This window comes from Paracoccus sp. R12_2 (genome assembly GCF_017744015.1).
GTDB lineage: Bacteria > Pseudomonadota > Alphaproteobacteria > Rhodobacterales > Rhodobacteraceae > Paracoccus.
In genome coordinates, this window is record NZ_JAGHRA010000002.1 from 335,518 (window position 1) to 352,839 (window position 17,322).

General features: G+C 65.2%; 12 protein-coding genes. 6 read left to right on the top strand and 6 right to left on the bottom strand.

Annotated elements, in window-relative coordinates; genetic code table 11:
• The first annotated feature begins 23 nt into the window (after nucleotides 1–23).
• Nucleotides 24–1,310, top strand: coding sequence for an O-acetylhomoserine aminocarboxypropyltransferase/cysteine synthase family protein (locus J7359_RS04235; RefSeq protein ID WP_209055279.1), 1,287 nt, complete (start codon nucleotides 24–26; stop codon nucleotides 1,308–1,310).
• A 64-nt stretch (nucleotides 1,311–1,374) separates the two neighbouring features.
• On the opposite strand, the gene J7359_RS04240 is transcribed toward J7359_RS04235, so the two are convergent.
• Complete coding sequence (locus tag J7359_RS04240) at nucleotides 1,375–2,268, bottom strand: SIMPL domain-containing protein (RefSeq protein WP_247740167.1); 894 nt, start codon at nucleotides 2,266–2,268, stop codon at nucleotides 1,375–1,377.
• Nucleotides 2,269–2,461: 193 nt separating this feature from the next.
• On the opposite strand from J7359_RS04240, the gene J7359_RS04245 reads away from it, so the two are divergent.
• Both J7359_RS04245 and J7359_RS04250 read left to right on the top strand, forming a co-directional pair.
• Nucleotides 2,462–5,368, top strand: a complete 2,907-nt coding sequence (locus tag J7359_RS04245) for a hypothetical protein (protein ID WP_209055280.1) — start codon at nucleotides 2,462–2,464, stop codon at nucleotides 5,366–5,368.
• A gap of 24 nt (nucleotides 5,369–5,392) precedes the next feature.
• A complete protein-coding gene (locus J7359_RS04250) occupies nucleotides 5,393–7,348 on the top strand; it encodes a monovalent cation:proton antiporter-2 (CPA2) family protein (RefSeq protein ID WP_209055281.1) in 1,956 nt (651 codons plus the stop codon).
• Between the two features lie 36 nt (nucleotides 7,349–7,384).
• Here J7359_RS04250 and J7359_RS04255 read toward each other — a convergent pair whose 3' ends face one another.
• A complete protein-coding gene (locus J7359_RS04255; protein WP_209055282.1) occupies nucleotides 7,385–8,398 on the bottom strand; it encodes a TraB/GumN family protein in 1,014 nt (337 codons plus the stop codon).
• A gap of 209 nt (nucleotides 8,399–8,607) precedes the next feature.
• Here J7359_RS04255 and J7359_RS04260 point away from each other — a divergent pair, with 209 nt between their 5' ends.
• The 3 genes from J7359_RS04260 to J7359_RS04270 all read left to right on the top strand — a co-directional run bounded on the left by J7359_RS04260 (nucleotide 8,608) and on the right by J7359_RS04270 (nucleotide 11,483).
• On the top strand, nucleotides 8,608–8,895 hold the full coding sequence (locus J7359_RS04260; protein ID WP_119748257.1) for a co-chaperone GroES: 288 nt from the start codon (nucleotides 8,608–8,610) through the stop codon (nucleotides 8,893–8,895).
• Between the two features lie 51 nt (nucleotides 8,896–8,946).
• Entirely contained in the window at nucleotides 8,947–10,593 is a 1,647-nt protein-coding gene (gene groL, locus J7359_RS04265) for a chaperonin GroEL (protein WP_209055283.1), read from the top strand.
• A 134-nt stretch (nucleotides 10,594–10,727) separates the two neighbouring features.
• A complete protein-coding gene (locus tag J7359_RS04270; RefSeq protein WP_209055284.1) occupies nucleotides 10,728–11,483 on the top strand; it encodes an SDR family oxidoreductase in 756 nt (251 codons plus the stop codon).
• Here the strand turns inward: J7359_RS04270 and J7359_RS04275 are convergent.
• From J7359_RS04275 to J7359_RS04290, 4 genes are read right to left on the bottom strand one after another with little or no spacing between them, the layout of a single operon-like run.
• Nucleotides 11,480–13,015 carry a Ppx/GppA family phosphatase gene (locus tag J7359_RS04275; RefSeq protein WP_209055285.1) on the bottom strand — a complete coding sequence of 512 codons (1,536 nt, stop codon included), beginning with the start codon at nucleotides 13,013–13,015 and terminating at the stop codon, nucleotides 11,480–11,482. The genes J7359_RS04270 and J7359_RS04275 overlap by 4 nt on opposite strands.
• Nucleotides 13,016–13,070: 55 nt before the next feature.
• Entirely contained in the window at nucleotides 13,071–15,236 is a 2,166-nt protein-coding gene (locus tag J7359_RS04280) for an RNA degradosome polyphosphate kinase (protein WP_209055286.1), read from the bottom strand.
• A 31-nt stretch (nucleotides 15,237–15,267) separates the two neighbouring features.
• Nucleotides 15,268–15,957: a chromosomal replication initiator DnaA gene (locus J7359_RS04285; RefSeq protein ID WP_209055287.1), complete on the bottom strand. Its 690-nt coding sequence runs from the start codon at nucleotides 15,955–15,957 to the stop codon at nucleotides 15,268–15,270.
• Between the two features lie 6 nt (nucleotides 15,958–15,963).
• Nucleotides 15,964–17,169 (bottom strand): AI-2E family transporter, encoded by a 1,206-nt coding sequence (locus J7359_RS04290; protein ID WP_209055288.1) that lies wholly within the window; start codon nucleotides 17,167–17,169, stop codon nucleotides 15,964–15,966.
• Nucleotides 17,170–17,322: the final 153 nt, after the last annotated feature.

Consider the following 17,322-nt stretch of genomic DNA (forward strand, 5'->3'; position numbering starts at 1 on the left):
CGGCGACCTAGACGGAGGGGACGATGACACAAGACCTTGATTTCGACACGCTGACGATCCACGCGGGCGCGGCGCCCGACCCGGCCACCGGCGCGCGGCAGACGCCGATCTATCAGACGACCTCTTATCAGTTCCGCGATGCCGACCACGCGGCGCGGCTGTTCAACCTGCAAGAGGTCGGCTACATCTATTCCCGGCTGACCAATCCGACCATCGCCGCCCTGCAATCGCGCGTCGCAATGCTTGAGGGCGGCGCGGGCGCGGTCTGCTGTTCATCGGGACATGCCGCGCAGATCCTGGCGCTGTTCCCGCTGATGGGTCCGGGCAAGAACATCGTCGCGTCGACAAGGCTTTATGGCGGAACCGTCACCCAGTTCAGCCATACGATCAGGCGTTTCGGCTGGTCTGCCAGGTTCGTCGACATGGATGACCCGCAAGCCCTTGAGGCTGCCATCGACGACGACACACGGGCGATCTTCTGCGAGTCGATCAGCAATCCCGGCGGCTATGTGACCGATATCCCGGCAGTGGCCAAGGTCGCCGACGCGGCGGGCATTCCGCTGATCGTCGACAACACGCTGGCCACGCCCTATCTGTGCAAGCCGATCGAGATGGGCGCCACGCTGGTGGTGCACAGCCTGACGAAGTTCATGACCGGCAATGGCACCGTGACCGGCGGCGTCGTGGTGGACAGCGGCAAGTTCGACTGGTCCGCCAGCGACAAGTTCCCGTCCCTGTCCGCGCCGGAACCCGCCTATCACGGGCTGAAGTTCCATGAGACCTTCGGCGCACTGGCCTTTACCTTCCACGGGATCGCGATCGGGCTGCGGGATCTGGGCATGACGATGAACCCGCAAGGCGCGCATTACACGCTGATGGGGATCGAGACGCTGGGTCTGCGGATGCCGCGCCATGTGGAAAACGCCCTCAAGGTGGCCGAATGGCTGGAACAGGATCCACGTGTCGAAAGCGTGACCTATGCCGGGCTGGCGTCGTCGCCATGGAACGCGACCGCCAAGCGTCTTTACCCGAAGGGCGCCGGTTCGCTGTTCACATTTTCGATCAAAGGCGGCTACGACGCGGCGGTGAAACTGGTCGATGGGCTGGAGTTGTTCAGCCATGTCGCAAATCTTGGCGATGCGCGGTCGCTGGTGATCCATTCCGCATCGACCACCCACAGGCAGTTGACCGAAGATCAGCAGCGTGCCGCAGGCGCCGCGCCCGAGGTGGTTCGACTGTCCATCGGCATCGAGAACGCAGACGACCTGATCGCCGATCTTGATCAGGCTCTGGCCAAGGCAGCCGGCTGATCCTCGCCCGGTGACGAAAAAAGGGGGCGCCATCGCCCCCTTTCATTCCAATGACTTGGATCGATCAGTTCGAATCTTTCTCGGGCGCCTCGACGGCATCCTGATCTGCGGGCGCGGTACTGCCATCCGCATCTTCCGCGTCCTTGCCGTGCTTGCCGCCCTTCTTGCCTTTGCCCTTGTGCGGTCGGCAATCCTGCTGACCGCCGTTCAGTGCATATTCAATCTGCACGACGGCATTCACCGACAACTCGCCCGCCTCGACGGGGATGCTTTCAGCCATCGGCGCGGCGTCTGCGGCCATCCGCATCATCGGACGCGGTCCGCCGGACATCTGCGTGTCCCCGATCACCAGAACCTGTCCCAGTGACACACCCGCAGCCTCGGCCAGAATCTCGGCCTTGTGGCGTGCGTCCGCGACGGCGGCCCGGCGCGCCTCGTCCTCGGCATCCTTTCCGTCCTTCCGGCCGAACGTGATGCCGTCGATCTGGTTCGCGCCTGCCGCCACGATCGCATCCAGCACCTCGCCCAGGCTGCCCATTTCGGACACGCGGACGGCGACCATGTTGCTTGCCTGATAGCCGGTCACGGACGGTGCCCGATTCTCGCCGTAATCCATCATCGGGTTCAGGTTCAGCCCCGAGGTCTGAATATCGGTGTCGGCAATTCCCGCACCCTTCAGCGCCTCGATCACCGCCGATTGCTGGCTTGCGTTCTGGCGCATCGCCTCGGCCGCGCTATCGGCCTGACTGGTCACGCCAAGCTGGATGGTCGCCATGTCGGGGGCGATGCGCGCCTCGCCCTGCCCCGTGACGGTCAGACGCGAGGTCATGGCCGGGCCGCAATGATGGGGCATCATGCCCTTGCCGGGGGCCGCGACAGCGGGCGTTGCAAGCGCCAGCCCGAAGGCAGCCGAGGCGATCATCGCCGAGCGCGTGATGACGTGGATCGGATGGGTCATGAAAATTGTCCTTTGTTCTCGTTTGCGCGACTGCGGCCGCAACGCGGGATCATAGTGCAGCGTTCGACGAAAAGCGTTCACACCTGCGCCAGATTCGCTTTTCTCACACCACAATTTGGGGTAGATCAAGACTAGGCCCACCAGATCGCGGCAAGACAGAACCGCGACGCCATTTCGAGCATGATATATAGATATGAACCAGCACGCGCCTGCCCCCGAATTCGCGATGAGCTTCACCCAAGAGGCCGTCCTGTTGGAACGCCATGACGGGCGAGACTGGCTGCCGCTGGGTCAGGCCCGGTTCGGCGGTGGAAACCTGGGTGCGACACTGAACGCCCTGCGGGTCGAGGCGGGCGGCGCACCCGGCCAGTCCGACACCGTGCTGGTGATCCCCGATGATCAGATTCTTTACACCACATTGACCGTGCCTGTCGGCGCCGAGACCGGCGCGGTGGTGGCCCGCGCATTGGAGGCGATGACGCCCTATCAGGCCGACGAACTGGCCTTCGACTGGTGTCCCGCAGAGACCGGCGATATCGAAACCTTGCGCGTGGCCGCGGTTGCGCGCCGAACGCTGGACGAGGCCGAGGAATTCGCCCGCGCACAGGGGTTCTTTGCCACCGGCTTCGTGGCGCGTCCCGGCGATGCACGGTTTGAAGGGCAGCCGGATTTCGGCCCCAGCCGCGCCGCCGCACGCGACGCGGCGATCCCGCCCTTCAGCGCGCCGGACCTGTCGCAGGCCCGGATCACGGCACCGGTGATCGAGGATCAGCCTGCGCCCGTTGTGGCCTCGCAACCCGCCGAGGCGCCAATCGTATCGCGGATCACGCCGCATCACCTGCCCGAACCTGTGGTCAGCGAAACGGTCGTCGCAGCCGATCACGCGCACACCGGCGCGCCAGAGCCGCAGCCGATTCCTGACCAGCCGTCGACCGCCGGTCCCAGCGAACCCGAATCTTCGGTGGCCACTGTACCAGCTGCGCCGGTGGTGGCCGCCCCGCCGGTCATCCGCCATGGTGACCGCAAGCCGTCAGACACGCCCCGACTGTCGCCACGCGCTGCGGCCGTGCATGATCGCGCCGCCGAGGCCCGAGCGAGGCGCGTCGCGACCGAAGAACCCGCGCTGAAACCGCATCAGGCATTGCTGGCCCGGCTGAAGCGGATGGACCCGGCACGTCTGCCGGTCATGATGGGCTTGCTGGTCGCGGCACTGGTCGCGGTTCTGCTGTTCTTCGGCGGCGCGGATGACACGCGGCAGATCGCAAGCGACGCGCAGCCGCCCGCATCCCAGTCGTCAACGCCCCAGCCTTCCGAAGACCAGTCGTCCGCATCGCAGTCCTCGGCAAGTCCCGCGGCGTCGGATATTTCTCCTGCGTCAGAGCCTGCCTCTGAAATCGCCGGCGAACCGGCCCTGCCGGACAGCGCGGTCACGGACCCCGCCGCCGCACCCGCGGAAACGACACAGCCCGCGATGGCAGAGGACGATACCACCGCCCCCGATACCACATCAGTCGAAGCACAGCCTGTCGCGCCAACCGAGGCAACGGAGGCCCCCGAAACTGCCGCGGCGGCCCCTTCCACCGACGAGGCGGATTCCGATGCCTTGACCCGTGCCTTGAACGAGGCCCTTGACGGCACGACCCGCGAAACAGCCTCGGCGCAAGCACCGCGCATCGCGGACACCCCGACATCCGAGGCTGCCGCGCAGGACACCGACGCACCTCGTGCCGAGACGTCGTCCGCAGCGCCCGAAACATCGTCCACCGCACCATCGCCCGAGGCCGCTGCCCGCGCGGCGGCTGCGGCAAGCACGCTGCGGCTGTCGCGCTCGGTCCGGCCAGGCACTGCGCCGGTGCGCGCGGAAACGCCGCCCGCGCCGGATAGCCGGCCCGCCGTCCCGGCCAACCCGTTGCCCTTCGATCAGCGGACTCAGCCGGAACCGCCGCGCGTGACGGGCACGCGTCCCCCGGCGCGTCCTGCCGCAGCAGCCCGGTCGACACCGCGGCCTGAAGCCACTGCCCCTGCCACGTCGGGGACGGATGCGCCGCGTCCGGCAGCCGCCAGCGCGCCGCAGCGCGCACCCTCGGCGCAGCCGCTGGGATCGTCGCGCCGTCCGCCAGTGCGGCCCGAAAGCCTGACCCTGCTGGAGGAAGGCAGTGCCAGCGAGTCTGGCGCGCCGACGCGGCTGACCGCAGCCGAAGAAGCGTTTCTGACCGGATTGCTTCGCGATCTTCGCACCGCCGAAGCCGGTGCGACGGGTCTTAGCAATGCCGAGCATGATGTGCTGATCCGGCTGGCGGATGCGCGCCCGCAGCGCCGGCCGGTATCGGTGTCGGCCCCGTCGGACAAGGCGGTTCGCGACGCGGTGGCGCAGGCTGTCGCAACTGCGGAACGCCCTGTCCCGCGGGACACATCAGCAGCCGCGCCACCCGCTGCCGCGCCATCAAGCAGCGCCCAGGCATCGCTCAGCCGATCGGCGCGCCCCCGGACCCGCCCCTCGGATTCCGGTCCCGGCAATCCCAGCCTGTCCAGCGGCGCAGTCGACGATGCGATCGCCGCAGCCGTCGCGAACAGTCCGGCCCCCGCGGGGGCCGTTGCGCTGACAGCCCTCAAGGCCTCTGCTCTGCCACCCCGGATGGACGAGGAACTGCAGCGTCAGGCCGAGGCGCGTGCCCGTGCCCGCGCCGCCGCGGATGCTCAAGCCGAGGCGCAAGCCCGTGCCCAGGCCGAAGCCCGCGCCCGCGCCCAGGCCGAGGCCGAAGCCCGCGCCGCCGCCGCGCGGAAACAGACCTATACCCCGCCCGAGGCCGAGAAAGAGCCCGAGGTTGCAGCCAATGTGGCAGTCGGACGCGGACAGGGCAGCGCCGCCGCCAATGCAACTGTCAAGGACGGCATAACCCTCAGCCGCACCCAGATCATCGGCACGGTCGGTGCCGGCAAGGCCAGCCGCGCGCTGGTCCGGCTGTCGAACGGACGCGTGATCACGCTGCGACTGGGCGACAAGATCAATGGCGGAACGATCACCGATATCGGCAACAGCCGGATCACCTATGTCAAGGCCGGCCGGCCCCAGCAATTGTCGGTGCTGAACGGACAATAGCGAAGCGGACGGTACCAGGCGACGATGGAAAACTTTCTGCTTCTTGCCACGGTCTATCTGATCACCATGGTGATCGCCGTGCCGCTGTCGGCGCGGCTTGGGCTGGGTTCGGTGCTGGGCTATCTGATCTGCGGCATCCTGATCGGCCCGGTCCTGCAACTGACAGGAAACCAGATGGCCGATCTTCAGCATTTCGCCGAGTTCGGCGTGGTGATGATGCTGTTCCTGATCGGGCTGGAGCTTGAACCCCGCAGCTTGTGGAACATGCGTCACCGGCTGATCGGTCTTGGCGGTGCGCAGGTGCTGTTGTCGATGGCCGCCGTTGCGGGTGTGGCCATGCTGTTCGGACTGGGCTGGCCGACGGCGGTTGCCCTGGGGATGATCCTGTCCCTCAGTTCGACGGCGATCGTACTGCAGACGCTGACGGAAAAGGGGCTGATGCAGACGGCGGGCGGACGCTCGGCCTTTTCGGTTCTGCTGACCCAGGACATCGCGGTGATCCCGATGATCGCGCTGATGCCCTTGCTGGCGCCCTTCGGCGGCAATGTCGCCACCGATGCACATGCAGCCGCCGATACCCATGGCGGGGAACATATCGGTGAAATCTTCATGGCGGGATTGCCTGCGTGGGGCGCGACTTTGGTCACGGTTGCCGCCGTGGCGGCAGTGATCCTGCTGGGTCAGTATCTGATCCGCCCGGTCTTTCGCTTCGTGATCTCGTCGCGGCTGCGAGAGATCGAGACCGCGATGGCGCTGCTGATCGTGGTCGGCATCGCCTCGCTGATGATCCTTGTCGGACTGTCTCCGGCGCTTGGCACATTCCTGGCGGGCGTGATGCTGGCAGGGTCCGAGTTCCGGCACGAACTGGAATCGCAGATCGAACCGTTCAAGGGGCTGTTGCTGGGGCTGTTCTTCATCACCGTCGGCGCGGGTATGGATTTCGAGGTTCTGGCGCAGCAGCCGGTGCCCATCCTGTCCGCCACCGCAGGGGTGATCGCCGCCAAGGCCGCGATCCTGTGGGTGATCGCGCGTTCGACCAAGATGGGCCGCAATGACCGGTCGCTGTTCACGCTGTCACTGGCGCAGGCGGGCGAATTCGGCTTCGTGCTGATTTCCTACGCGGTCTCTTTGACCATCCTGCCGACACCGCTGGCCAAATCGGTTCTTCTGGTCGTGGCGCTGACCATGCTGATTACGCCGCTGCTGTTCATCCTGCACGAGCAGCTGTCACGGCGAAAATCCGAGACGGGACTGACCGAGGATCCCGACCAGATCGAGGAACAGCAGCCGATCATCATCGCGGGCGTGGGTCGGTTCGGACAGGTCATCAACCGCATGGTCACCATGTCGGGGTTTCAGACCACCGTACTGGACCACGACCTGAAGCTGATCCAGCTGATGCGCCGTTTCGGGTTCAAGGGATATTTCGGCGATCCGACCCGTCCCGAGATCCTGACGGCCGCCGGGCTGGACAAGGCGCGCATCCTGGTCGCCGCGCTGGACGATCCCGAGGCAAATCTCAAGCTGATCCGCTATGCCCGCGAACGCCGCCCCGACCTGCATATCGTGGCGCGGGCGCGCGACCGCGTGAATGTCTATCAGCTTTACAGTTCAGGCGCGAACGACATCGTCCGCGAAACCTTCGACAGCTCTCTGCGGGCCGGTCGTTATGTCCTCGAAAATGCGGGGCTTTCCGAATACGAGGCGTCCGAGTTGGAGCGGATCTTCTATCGCCTCGATCGCGCGTCCCTGCGCGAACTGGCAGAGGTTTGGAAACCGGGTGTACCGCTGGACGAAAACCCGGAATATGTGCAGCTGAGCCGAGAGTTGAATCGCAATCTGGAAAACGCCCTGATGGAGCGTTTCGCCAGCGGCCCCAGTGCCGCGCCGCTCAGTGACGACGATGACGAGGAAGAACCCGAACACGGTCTGGGCCGACCGCCTGAACCACGCAAGAACCGACCGGGTGGGCGAAGCTGAGATCACCGGCTGTCCGGGATCGGCGCGACCGCGCGTTCAATCATCCAGCCGTTCGATCGTCCAGCCGTCTTTCTCAAGCAACCGCAGGACGCCCTGTTCGCCCGGCAGATGCAAGGCCCCGAATCCGGCGACGATCCCCTGCCCCTGACGGGCAGCTTCGTCGGCCGCGCGGCTTAGCGGCGCGATCCACGCCATGTTGCGATTATCCATCAACTGCGTCTTGGCAAGCTGCATCTGTTCGTCCACCGCCGCGCGGGACAGGCCCGAATTCGCATAGGCGTCGATACGGCCGAACTCCCATATCTGCCAGACATCGCCGGCGAAATAGGCGTCCGTCAGCGTCACGGCATAGTCGTCGGCGTAGGATGCGGCAGGCAATGCGGCGCGGATCATGTCGATTTCCTGCGCCGGCGTCATGTCGTCGAACAGCGTGAAGACCGTGTCCCAAGGCTCAAGCGCGCGCACCGGCAGATCCAGCGCCTCGGCACGATCGACCAGCAAATGGTCGAGGCCAGCCCTGCCCCCCTCGGCCATGCCCTTCATCATGCAGGGCGATACGCCCAGCATCATCGCCACATACCACGGCCGCAGCTTCGCCGTCACCACCGCCGGTGTCCCGCGTGCGGCCATGGCCTGCGACAGCGTATCCCATTCCGGCTGGGTCAGGCGTTCGGGCAGCGTCGGCCCATCGGAGCTGACCATCAGGTTGGGGTCGGCGACAAGCGCCTCGGTCAACTTCCGCTCCTCTTCCGGGCCAGCTTCGACGAACAGCATTGCGGCGTCGCGCAGCGGTCCCTGCAACCGATCCAGCATCGACTGATGCCGGGCATCACCGAAATGATAGGTGCCGACAATCGTCATCTGCGCATCGCCTCGGGTCGCGCGCCACAAAAGGCCCTGGTGATAGGGCACGTCGTCGACGGCCTGCTGGATCAGTTCCCGGCGCTCCGACGGCATCGCCTCGATCAGGTTTCGGCCCTCGCAGGTCGCGGCGGCCATATTCCCGGCAAACCCGATCCAGATTGCCAAAGCCGTTGCCAGGTGCTTCATCCCGATCTCCTGCTCATCACCGCACCCATGATTGTCGGGCCGCGGCCGGACGCTGACACAAATCCCGGCACACGACCAGAGCGGCCAGTCATTTCGTTGAATTAGCCCGTTGACAGGCACCAGCAGCTTGCCTAGATCACCGTCATTGGCACTCGCATTCGGTGAGTGCCAACAAAGGCACTGGAACCTGAAACACGGAGTGTTCACCCATGGCATTCAAACCGCTGCATGACCGCGTGCTGGTCCGCCGCGTCGAGTCCGATGAAAAGACCAAGGGCGGTCTGATCATCCCCGACAGCGCCAAGGAAAAGCCCGCGGAAGGCGAAATCATCTCGGTCGGCGAAGGCGCCCGCAAGGATTCGGGCGAACTGATCGCACCTGCGGTGAAGGCGGGCGACCGCGTGCTGTTCGGCAAATGGTCGGGCACCGAGGTCACCATCGACGGCGAAGAGCTGCTGATCATGAAGGAAAGCGACATTCTGGGCATCATCGGCTGAACAGCCGCATCCAGAACACGCACTTCACGATAGAAATTCCAGGAGATTCAAATGGCTGGTAAAGAAGTCAAGTTTGGCACCGACGCCCGCGACCGGATGCTGAAAGGCGTCAACGTCCTCGCCGATGCGGTGAAGGTGACGCTGGGTCCGAAGGGCCGCAACGTGGTCATCGACAAATCGTTCGGCGCCCCGCGCATCACCAAGGACGGCGTCACCGTCGCCAAGGAAATCGAACTGACCGACAAGTTCGAGAACATGGGCGCACAGATGGTCCGCGAAGTCGCTTCGCGCACCAATGACGAAGCCGGTGACGGCACCACCACCGCGACGGTTCTGGCCCAGGCCATCGTCAAGGAAGGCATGAAGGCGGTTGCCGCCGGCATGAACCCGATGGACCTGAAGCGCGGCATCGATCAGGCCACCGCGAAGGTCGTCGAAGCCATCAAGGCCGCTTCGCGTCCGGTGAACGACAGCGACGAAGTCGCGCAGGTCGGCACCATCTCGGCCAACGGCGAAGCTTCGATCGGTCGTCAGATCGCCGACGCGATGCAGAAGGTCGGCAACGAGGGTGTCATCACCGTCGAAGAAAACAAGGGGATGGAAACCGAGGTCGAAGTCGTCGAAGGCATGCAGTTCGACCGCGGCTACCTGTCGCCCTATTTCGTGACCAATCCCGACAAGATGATCGCTGAACTGGAAGACTGCTACATCCTGCTGCACGAAAAGAAACTGTCGTCGCTGCAGCCGATGGTTCCGCTGCTGGAATCGGTGATCCAGTCACAAAAGCCGCTGCTGATCATCGGCGAAGACGTCGAAGGCGAGGCCCTGGCCACGCTGGTCGTCAACAAGCTGCGCGGCGGCCTGAAGATCGCAGCCGTCAAGGCACCGGGCTTCGGCGATCGCCGCAAGTCGATGCTGCAGGACATCGCGATCCTGACCGGCGGTCAGGTCATCAGCGAAGATCTGGGCATGAAGCTGGAAAACGTGACCATCGACATGCTGGGCACAGCCAAGAAGGTGTCGATCAACAAGGACAACACCACCATCGTCGATGGCAATGGCGAGAAGTCCGAGATCGAAGCCCGCGTCAGCCAGATCCGTCAGCAGATCGAGGAAACCACCTCGGACTACGACAAGGAAAAACTGCAGGAACGCGTGGCCAAGCTGGCTGGCGGGGTTGCCGTGATCCGCGTCGGCGGCATGAGCGAAGTCGAAGTCAAAGAGCGCAAGGACCGCGTCGATGACGCGCTGAACGCGACCCGTGCGGCCGTTCAGGAAGGTGTTGTCGTGGGCGGCGGTGTCGCGCTGGTCCAGGGCGGCAAGGTTCTGGAAGGCCTGAAGGGCGAAAACTCGGACCAGGATGCCGGGATCGCCATCGTGCGTCGCGCGCTGGAAGCTCCGATGCGCCAGATCGCCGATAACGCCGGTGTCGACGGTGCCGTCGTTGCGGGCAAGATCCGTGAATCCAGCGACAAGAACTTCGGCTTCAACGCCCAGACCGAAGAATATGGCGACCTGTTCAAGTTCGGTGTCATCGACCCCGCGAAGGTCGTGCGGACCGCGCTGGAAGACGCCTCGTCGGTTGCTGGTCTGCTGATCACCACCGAAGCGATGATCGCCGAGAAGCCCGAGCCGAAAGGCCAGGGCGGCGGAATGCCCGACATGGGCGGCATGGGCGGCATGGGCGGCATGATGTAATCATCGCCCTGCCCCAAGGCAGATATCGAAAGGGCGCCCTGTCGGGCGCCCTTTTTCGCATTCACGGACAGGCTTTTCATTCCCGGTCCGCCGCATAAGGTGGCGCCACAAAGGGCCAGAAGGGAGATACGAGCATGAAAACGGCAATCGTCACGGGTGCGGCACGCGGGATCGGGCTGGCAACGGCACGACTGTTCGCGCAGCAAGGCTGGCAGGTCGCGATGGTCGATCGCGACCGCGCGGAACTGGAAACGGTCGCGCCCGGTTGCGATCATGCTTTCGCGGTCTGTTGCGACATATCGCAGGCCGATCAGGTCGAAGCCATGGTGCGGACGGTTCTGGAGCATTGCAAAACGATCGACGCGGTCGTCAACAATGCCGGTGTCGCCGATTTCCGGCCTATCGAGCAGACCGATTTCGACCGCTGGCGGACAGTGATGGCCACCAATCTGGACGGCACCTTCCTGGTCAGCCAGGCCTGCATTACCGCGCTGAAGCGTCGCGGCGGCGCCATCGTCAACATCGCCTCGATTTCCGGCCTGCGCGCCTCGACCCTGCGGGTCGCCTATGGGACGTCCAAGGCCGCGGTGATCCATCTGACCCGTCAACAGGCTGCGGAACTGGGCGAATACGGGATCCGCGCCAACTGCATTGCCCCCGGACCGGTCAGGACCAAGCTGGCGATGGCCGTGCACAGCCCACAGATCATCGCGGCTTACCACGACGCGATCCCGTTGAACCGGTATGGAACCGAGCAGGAACTGGCCGAGGCCATCGTGTTTCTGGCAGGCGACAAGGCCAGCTATATCACCGGACAGGTGCTGGCCGTGGATGGCGGATTCGAGTCGACCGGCGTCGGACTGCCGGCGCTGCGCGCCGACCCGGCCTAGTCGGCGACCAGAGGCTCGACCCCCATCGCGCTGCACAGCGACCGGAACCGCGAATGGGCGACCTCGCCCATCAGGCTGCGGCCGGTTCGTGTCAGGGTCAGTTCAAGCTTTGATTTCTTTTCCTTCAGCTTCAACTGGCCTGCATCCGAAGGATCGTCGATTGCAAACATGGCGCCGAACCGCATTGCCTTGCCCAGGATCTCGGCATCGCGGATTTCGTCCGGATCAAGCAGCGCGAACAGCGGCTCCATCGGGGATTTGGCACGGCTGTTCTTGTAGCGATGCAGCAGCGCAAGGCCCAGGAACACCCGTTCGGGATGGCTGAGCGCGGCCATGTTCGCGCGGGTGACATTGTCGAAACAGGCCTCGGCGCGATAATCGGGATGCGCGCGCCAAGTGGTGTCGTGCAGCAGGCATGCCGCCCGGATCAGCCGTTCGCGTTCCGGGCCCACGTCGCCGAACAGCGGTAGCAGGAAATGATACAGCTTCCTGCCGAAGCCGGGCATCCGGGCCATCTGCCGTTCGGTAAATCGTGCCGCCTCGATCAGCGGGTCGCGGCGGCGAAGGCTTTCCGACATGTGTTCGTACAGCAGGCCTTCGCGAATGCCATAGCTGCTGACGGCCAGTTCGGCAGGCTGGAACGTCTCGACCAGTTCGGACAGCACCCGCGAGGCCAGCGGCACCAGTTCCATCCGCGAGGATGAAATTCCCACCCGGCCGCGCAGGTCGTTCAGATCGTTCGCGGAGATCCAGTCCACGGTTTCCTCGACCGCTTTCGGCGTCATGCGATATTCGTGCAGGACCGTCATCGGATAGCCGCGCCGTTCCATGTCCAGACGCGCGATGGCCCGCCACGAGCCGCCGACCAGATAGATTCGCTGATGATCGGTGCCCAGCTTGTCGGCAAGCTCGGACATGATCTTGCGGATGTGCTTTTGCAGCCCGTCCTTGCCGCCCTTGACCTGCTGCAGGCGAAACGGCCCAAGCTGCGACGTGGCGCGACGCCCCACCTTGCCGCCCTCGACCTCGGCCAGTTCCATCGAGTTGCCGCCGATGTCGCAGACAAGGCCCTTCGCCTCGGGCCAGCCCAGAAGGACACCCTGCGCCGACAGCCGCGCCTCTTCCTCGCCGTCGATGACCAGCATCCTGATGCCCGTCTCGCGTTCCACGCGTTCCTGAAAGGCCGGGCCGTCTTCGGCCTCGCGGACGGCGGCGGTGGCCACGCAGGTCAGCGGTTCGATGTCCATGCCACGGGCCAACGCCGCAAAACGCCGCAGCGCATCAAAGCCGCGCTCGACCCCGGCAGGGTTCAACCGACCGGTCGTCGCCATCTCGGCGCCCAGTCCTGCCATGACCTTTTCGTTGTAGAAATAGGCGGGCGATCGCGCCGCCCCGTCGAAGACCACCAGACGAATCGAGTTGGATCCGACATCGACGACCCCAACCCGCGACAGCGCGCGCTTCGGAAGCTTGGCGAATGTCTTGACCAATGGATCGGCGCTGTCGCCGCTGGTCGTTGCCACACCGTTCATTGCAAAGCCTCCTGCTTGCGCATCGGGGCGTTAATGACCCGTCCGGGCGTCCGGGTCAATCGGACGAATGTGTCAGGGCCGGAACGTCACGCGCGCCCGCCGTGCCCCGCCCGGAAAGTGACGGATTTTCCATGAAGAAGCGATGACAATCGAACAGATCGTCGCGGCCATCGGGCAGATAGCGCACGAATCGCCCGTCGGGATGCAGCAGCCAGCTTTGCGCCTCGTCGGCCATGTTCGCGGCCATGATCTGGCTGACGATCTGCGCCTTGACCGTCTCGTTCATGCATTCGACCAGCGTCTCGACCCGCCGCGACAGGTTGCGCCCCATCCAGTCGGCCGAGGAAAAGAAGACCCGCGCCTTCTTGGACGGCAGGCCATGACCGTTCCCGAAACACACGATTCGCGAATGTTCCAGGTAGCGCCCGACGATCGACTTGACCCGAATGTTTTCGGACAAGCCGTTGATCCCGGGCCGTATCCCGCAGATTCCCCGAATCACGAGGCTGATCTTGACCCCCGCTGCGCTGGCCGAATACAGCGCCTCGATCACGTCTTTCTCGATCAACGAGTTCATCTTGGCCCAGATGGCCGCGGGGCGTCCCTGACGCGCAAATTCGGCCTCTTGCGCGATCAGCGACAAAAGCCGCTCCTTGAGATCCAGGGGTGAGATCGACAGGTTCTCAAGCCCGGCCGGCTGGACATAGCCGGACAGGTAGTTGAACACCTTCGTCGCATCGCGTCCCAGTGCGGGATCGCAGGTGAACATCGACAGGTCCGTATAGATCCGCGCGGTGATCGGATGATAGTTCCCGGTCCCGTAGTGGGTATAGGTCACCAGACGGTCGCCCTCGCGTCGCACCACCGTGCTGATCTTCGCATGGGTCTTGTAGTTCACGAAACCATAGACGACATGCGCCCCGGCGCGTTCCAGTCGCCGCGACTGGCGGATATTGGCGGCCTCGTCAAACCGCGCCTTCAGTTCCACCAGCGCGGTGACCGACTTGCCCGCCTCGGCCGCCTCGCACAGCGCCTCGACGATCGGGCTGTCGCGGCTGGTGCGGTAAAGTGTCTGCTTTATGGCCAGCACGTCGGGGTCGCGCGCCGCCTGCTGCAGGAAACGCACCACCATGTCGAAGGTCTCATAGGGATGATGCAGCAGCATGTCCTTTTGCCGGATCGCGGCGAACATGTCGCCGCCATGGTCCTGAACACGCTCGGGGACGCGCGGTGCGAAGCTGGGCCACAGCAGATCGCGGCGGTGATCCAGCACAAGTTCCTTCAGGTCGGCCACACCCAGAAGCCCCTCGACTTCGATCACCTCGTCGGGGCTGACCTCCAGTTCGTCCATGATCAGCTGACGCAGCTTGTCCGACGCGCCTGCCGTGATCTTCAGCCGGATGACGCTGCCGCGCCGACGCCGCTTCAACGCGGTCTCGAATTCGCGCACCAGATCCTCGGCCTCTTCCTCGACCTCCAGATCGCTGTCGCGCAACACCCGGAAGGCACAGTAGCCGGCATTGCGATAGCCCGGAAACAGGCTGGACAGATGCATCAGCAACAGATCCTCGAGCCGCAGGAAACGCTCGGCTCCGGGCATCGGGACAAACCGTGGGAGCTGCGCCGGTATGGGCAGCAACGCCTGCATCGGGCGTCCCTTGCCCTCGGGCGCAAGTTCAAGCGCCAGCGAGAATCCGGTATTCGGAATGAAGGGGAAAGGATGGGCCGGGTCGATCGCCAGCGGCGACAGGACCGGCAGCACGCTTTCCTCGAAATAACCGCGCAGGAATTCTTCTTCGGTACGGGTCAGGCGCGACCGCGACAGGATGGTGATCCCCTGTTCTTCCATCTCGCGGCGCAGTCTGTTCCAGACGCCTTGCTGCGCGCTCATCAGCCTGCGCGCATCGGCGTTGATCAGGCTCAGCTGTTCTGCGGGTGTCAGCCCGTCATCCGAGATATTGGTGCTGCCTTCGCGCACCAGCTCGCGCAGACCGGCGACGCGGACGGTGTAGAATTCGTCCAGATTGGCCGCGCTGATCGACACGAAGCGCAATCTTTCCAAAAGCGGCACCCGCGTGTTGCGCGCCTCGTCCAGAACCCGCCAGTTGAACGACAACCAGCTGAGCTCGCGGTTGAAGAACCTCCCCGCCCCGTTCGGGGCACCGTCGGGCATGTCCTGCGGCTCGGGGAACGGGGTGCGAAGAAAATCAGCCTGTGTCATCGTCGGTCGTCTCGGTTCGGAAGGCGCGCGATCATGCGTCAGCGGCGGCAAGATTGTCCAGAAGGTCGGCGGCGATCTTTCGTGTCACGGGCCCCTGTTTCGCCATCGCAGCCCGGTCGATCGCGGCCACGAGGCGGCGGGCGGTGCCCAGATCCCGCTGCATCCGCATCACCAGCCAGTCGATCAGGCCGGGCGGCACGGCAAGCTGACGATCCGAGAACAGCTTGACCAGCACGGCGGCCAGCAGCGCCTGGTCGGGCGGTCCCAACCGAACCTGCGGCATCGCATCCATGCGGCTTCGCAGATCCGGCAGCACCAGGCCCCAGTCGCGCGGCGCGCTGCGCGCGGTCAGAAGCAGCAGGCAGTCGCGCGGGCCGCACAGGTTCCACAGATGGAACAACGCCTGTTCGGCCCCCGCGGCCCGGCCCGCCCGATCGGCATCCTCGACCACCAGCGCGCCGCCTTCCGTGGCCAGCAGATCGGCCGCCTCGGGCCGCAATGCGGCGGCCTTGATCCGGCGCGCGCCGTTCTCGGCGGCCCAGAAGGCCGCCATGTGGGTCTTGCCCGCACCCTCGGGACCGATCAACAGCATCCGGCCCTGCGGCCAGTCCTGCGGCGCGTCCAGCGCGCTCAGCGCCGCCGCATTGGCGGGTGCGGGCAGGAAGTCGGCGCGCGAATGCGCGGGTGCCGTCGTCAGATCAAGGGTCAGCTGGCGGGACATTGCGCGTCAGTCCCGACCGCGTTCGAGATCTTCGCGCATCGTCTCGATCTGGGCGCGGGCCCGCGCACGATCGACCTTCAGCCGCGCATCGCGCAGATCGGCCGCGACGGTGCCACGCGGGGCAAGCTCGACCAGGATTGGCGGCGACGGATCGGCGGGCGGGGTCTGGCCCGTGTACAACGCGCTGTCACGATAGCGTTCGATGGCGAACCGCGCCAGCACGCCCAATGCGGCGGCCAGCGGAACGGCGGCGACCATCCCGACAAAGCCGAACAGCGCGCCGAAAACCGACAGCGCCAGCAGCAGCCAGACGGGATGCAGACCGACGTGACCGCCGACGATCTTGGGCTGAAGATAGTTCCCCTCGACGACCTGCCCGATCGCGAAGATCGCGATCACCGCGCCGATCCACAGCGGATCGCCCCAGAAGCTGAACAGGGCGACGCCAATGGCGGTCACCCCACCGATCAGGACGCCCACATAGGGAATGAAGGACAGCGCCGCCGCCATGATGCCGATGAAGAACCCGAAGGGCAGCCCGACGATCATCAGGGCAATGGAATACCATGTGCCGAGAATCAGGATCACCAGCCCCTGCCCGCGCAGGAACCCGGACAGCGCCTTGTCGATCTCGGAGGCAAGACGCCGCAGCACCGGGGCGTGCTCACGCGGCAGCAGCCGGTCGATCTGATCCACCATGCGGTCCCAGTCCAGAAGCAGGTAGAACGCGACCACCGGCACGATCACCAGAATCGCCACCGCGCTGATCACACCGCCAAGCGAACTCATCAGGGTCTGGGCGACATTGCTCCACTGATCGCCCATCGCCTTGCCAAGATCGCTCAGGGCGGTGCCAATGGTGCCGCCCTCGGGCAGCAGTTCGGGGAAACGCGCGGCGACAAAGCCGTGGGCCTGCGCCATCATCTCGGGGGCGGTGTCGATCAGCGCTGTGGCCTGCCGGATCAGCACCGGCACGATCAGCAGGATGACCGCGACAAAGATCAGCAAGGCGCCGATGGTGATCACGACAACCGCCATGGTGCGCGACAGCCCGGCCCGTTCCAGCCGGTCCGCCAGCGGGTCCAGCAGATAGGCTACCCCCGCACCAAGGATGAAGGGCAGGATCGCCTGCCCCAACAGCCACATCGTGACAAGCAGCGCCACGGCCGCGGCGCCCCACCAGATCAGTTGCTTGCGCACCGGCACGTGCATTGCGGCTCTCCTGCGAACGGGTTGCGCCGAATTTGGACGCGCGCGGTGGCGGTTGCAAGCAGAACCCCGCGGGAATTCGCGCCGCGCGGGCACGGGTTCTTGGCAAGGTCATGCCGATCCGATAACCCTCGGCGCAAATCGAACCGAAGGACC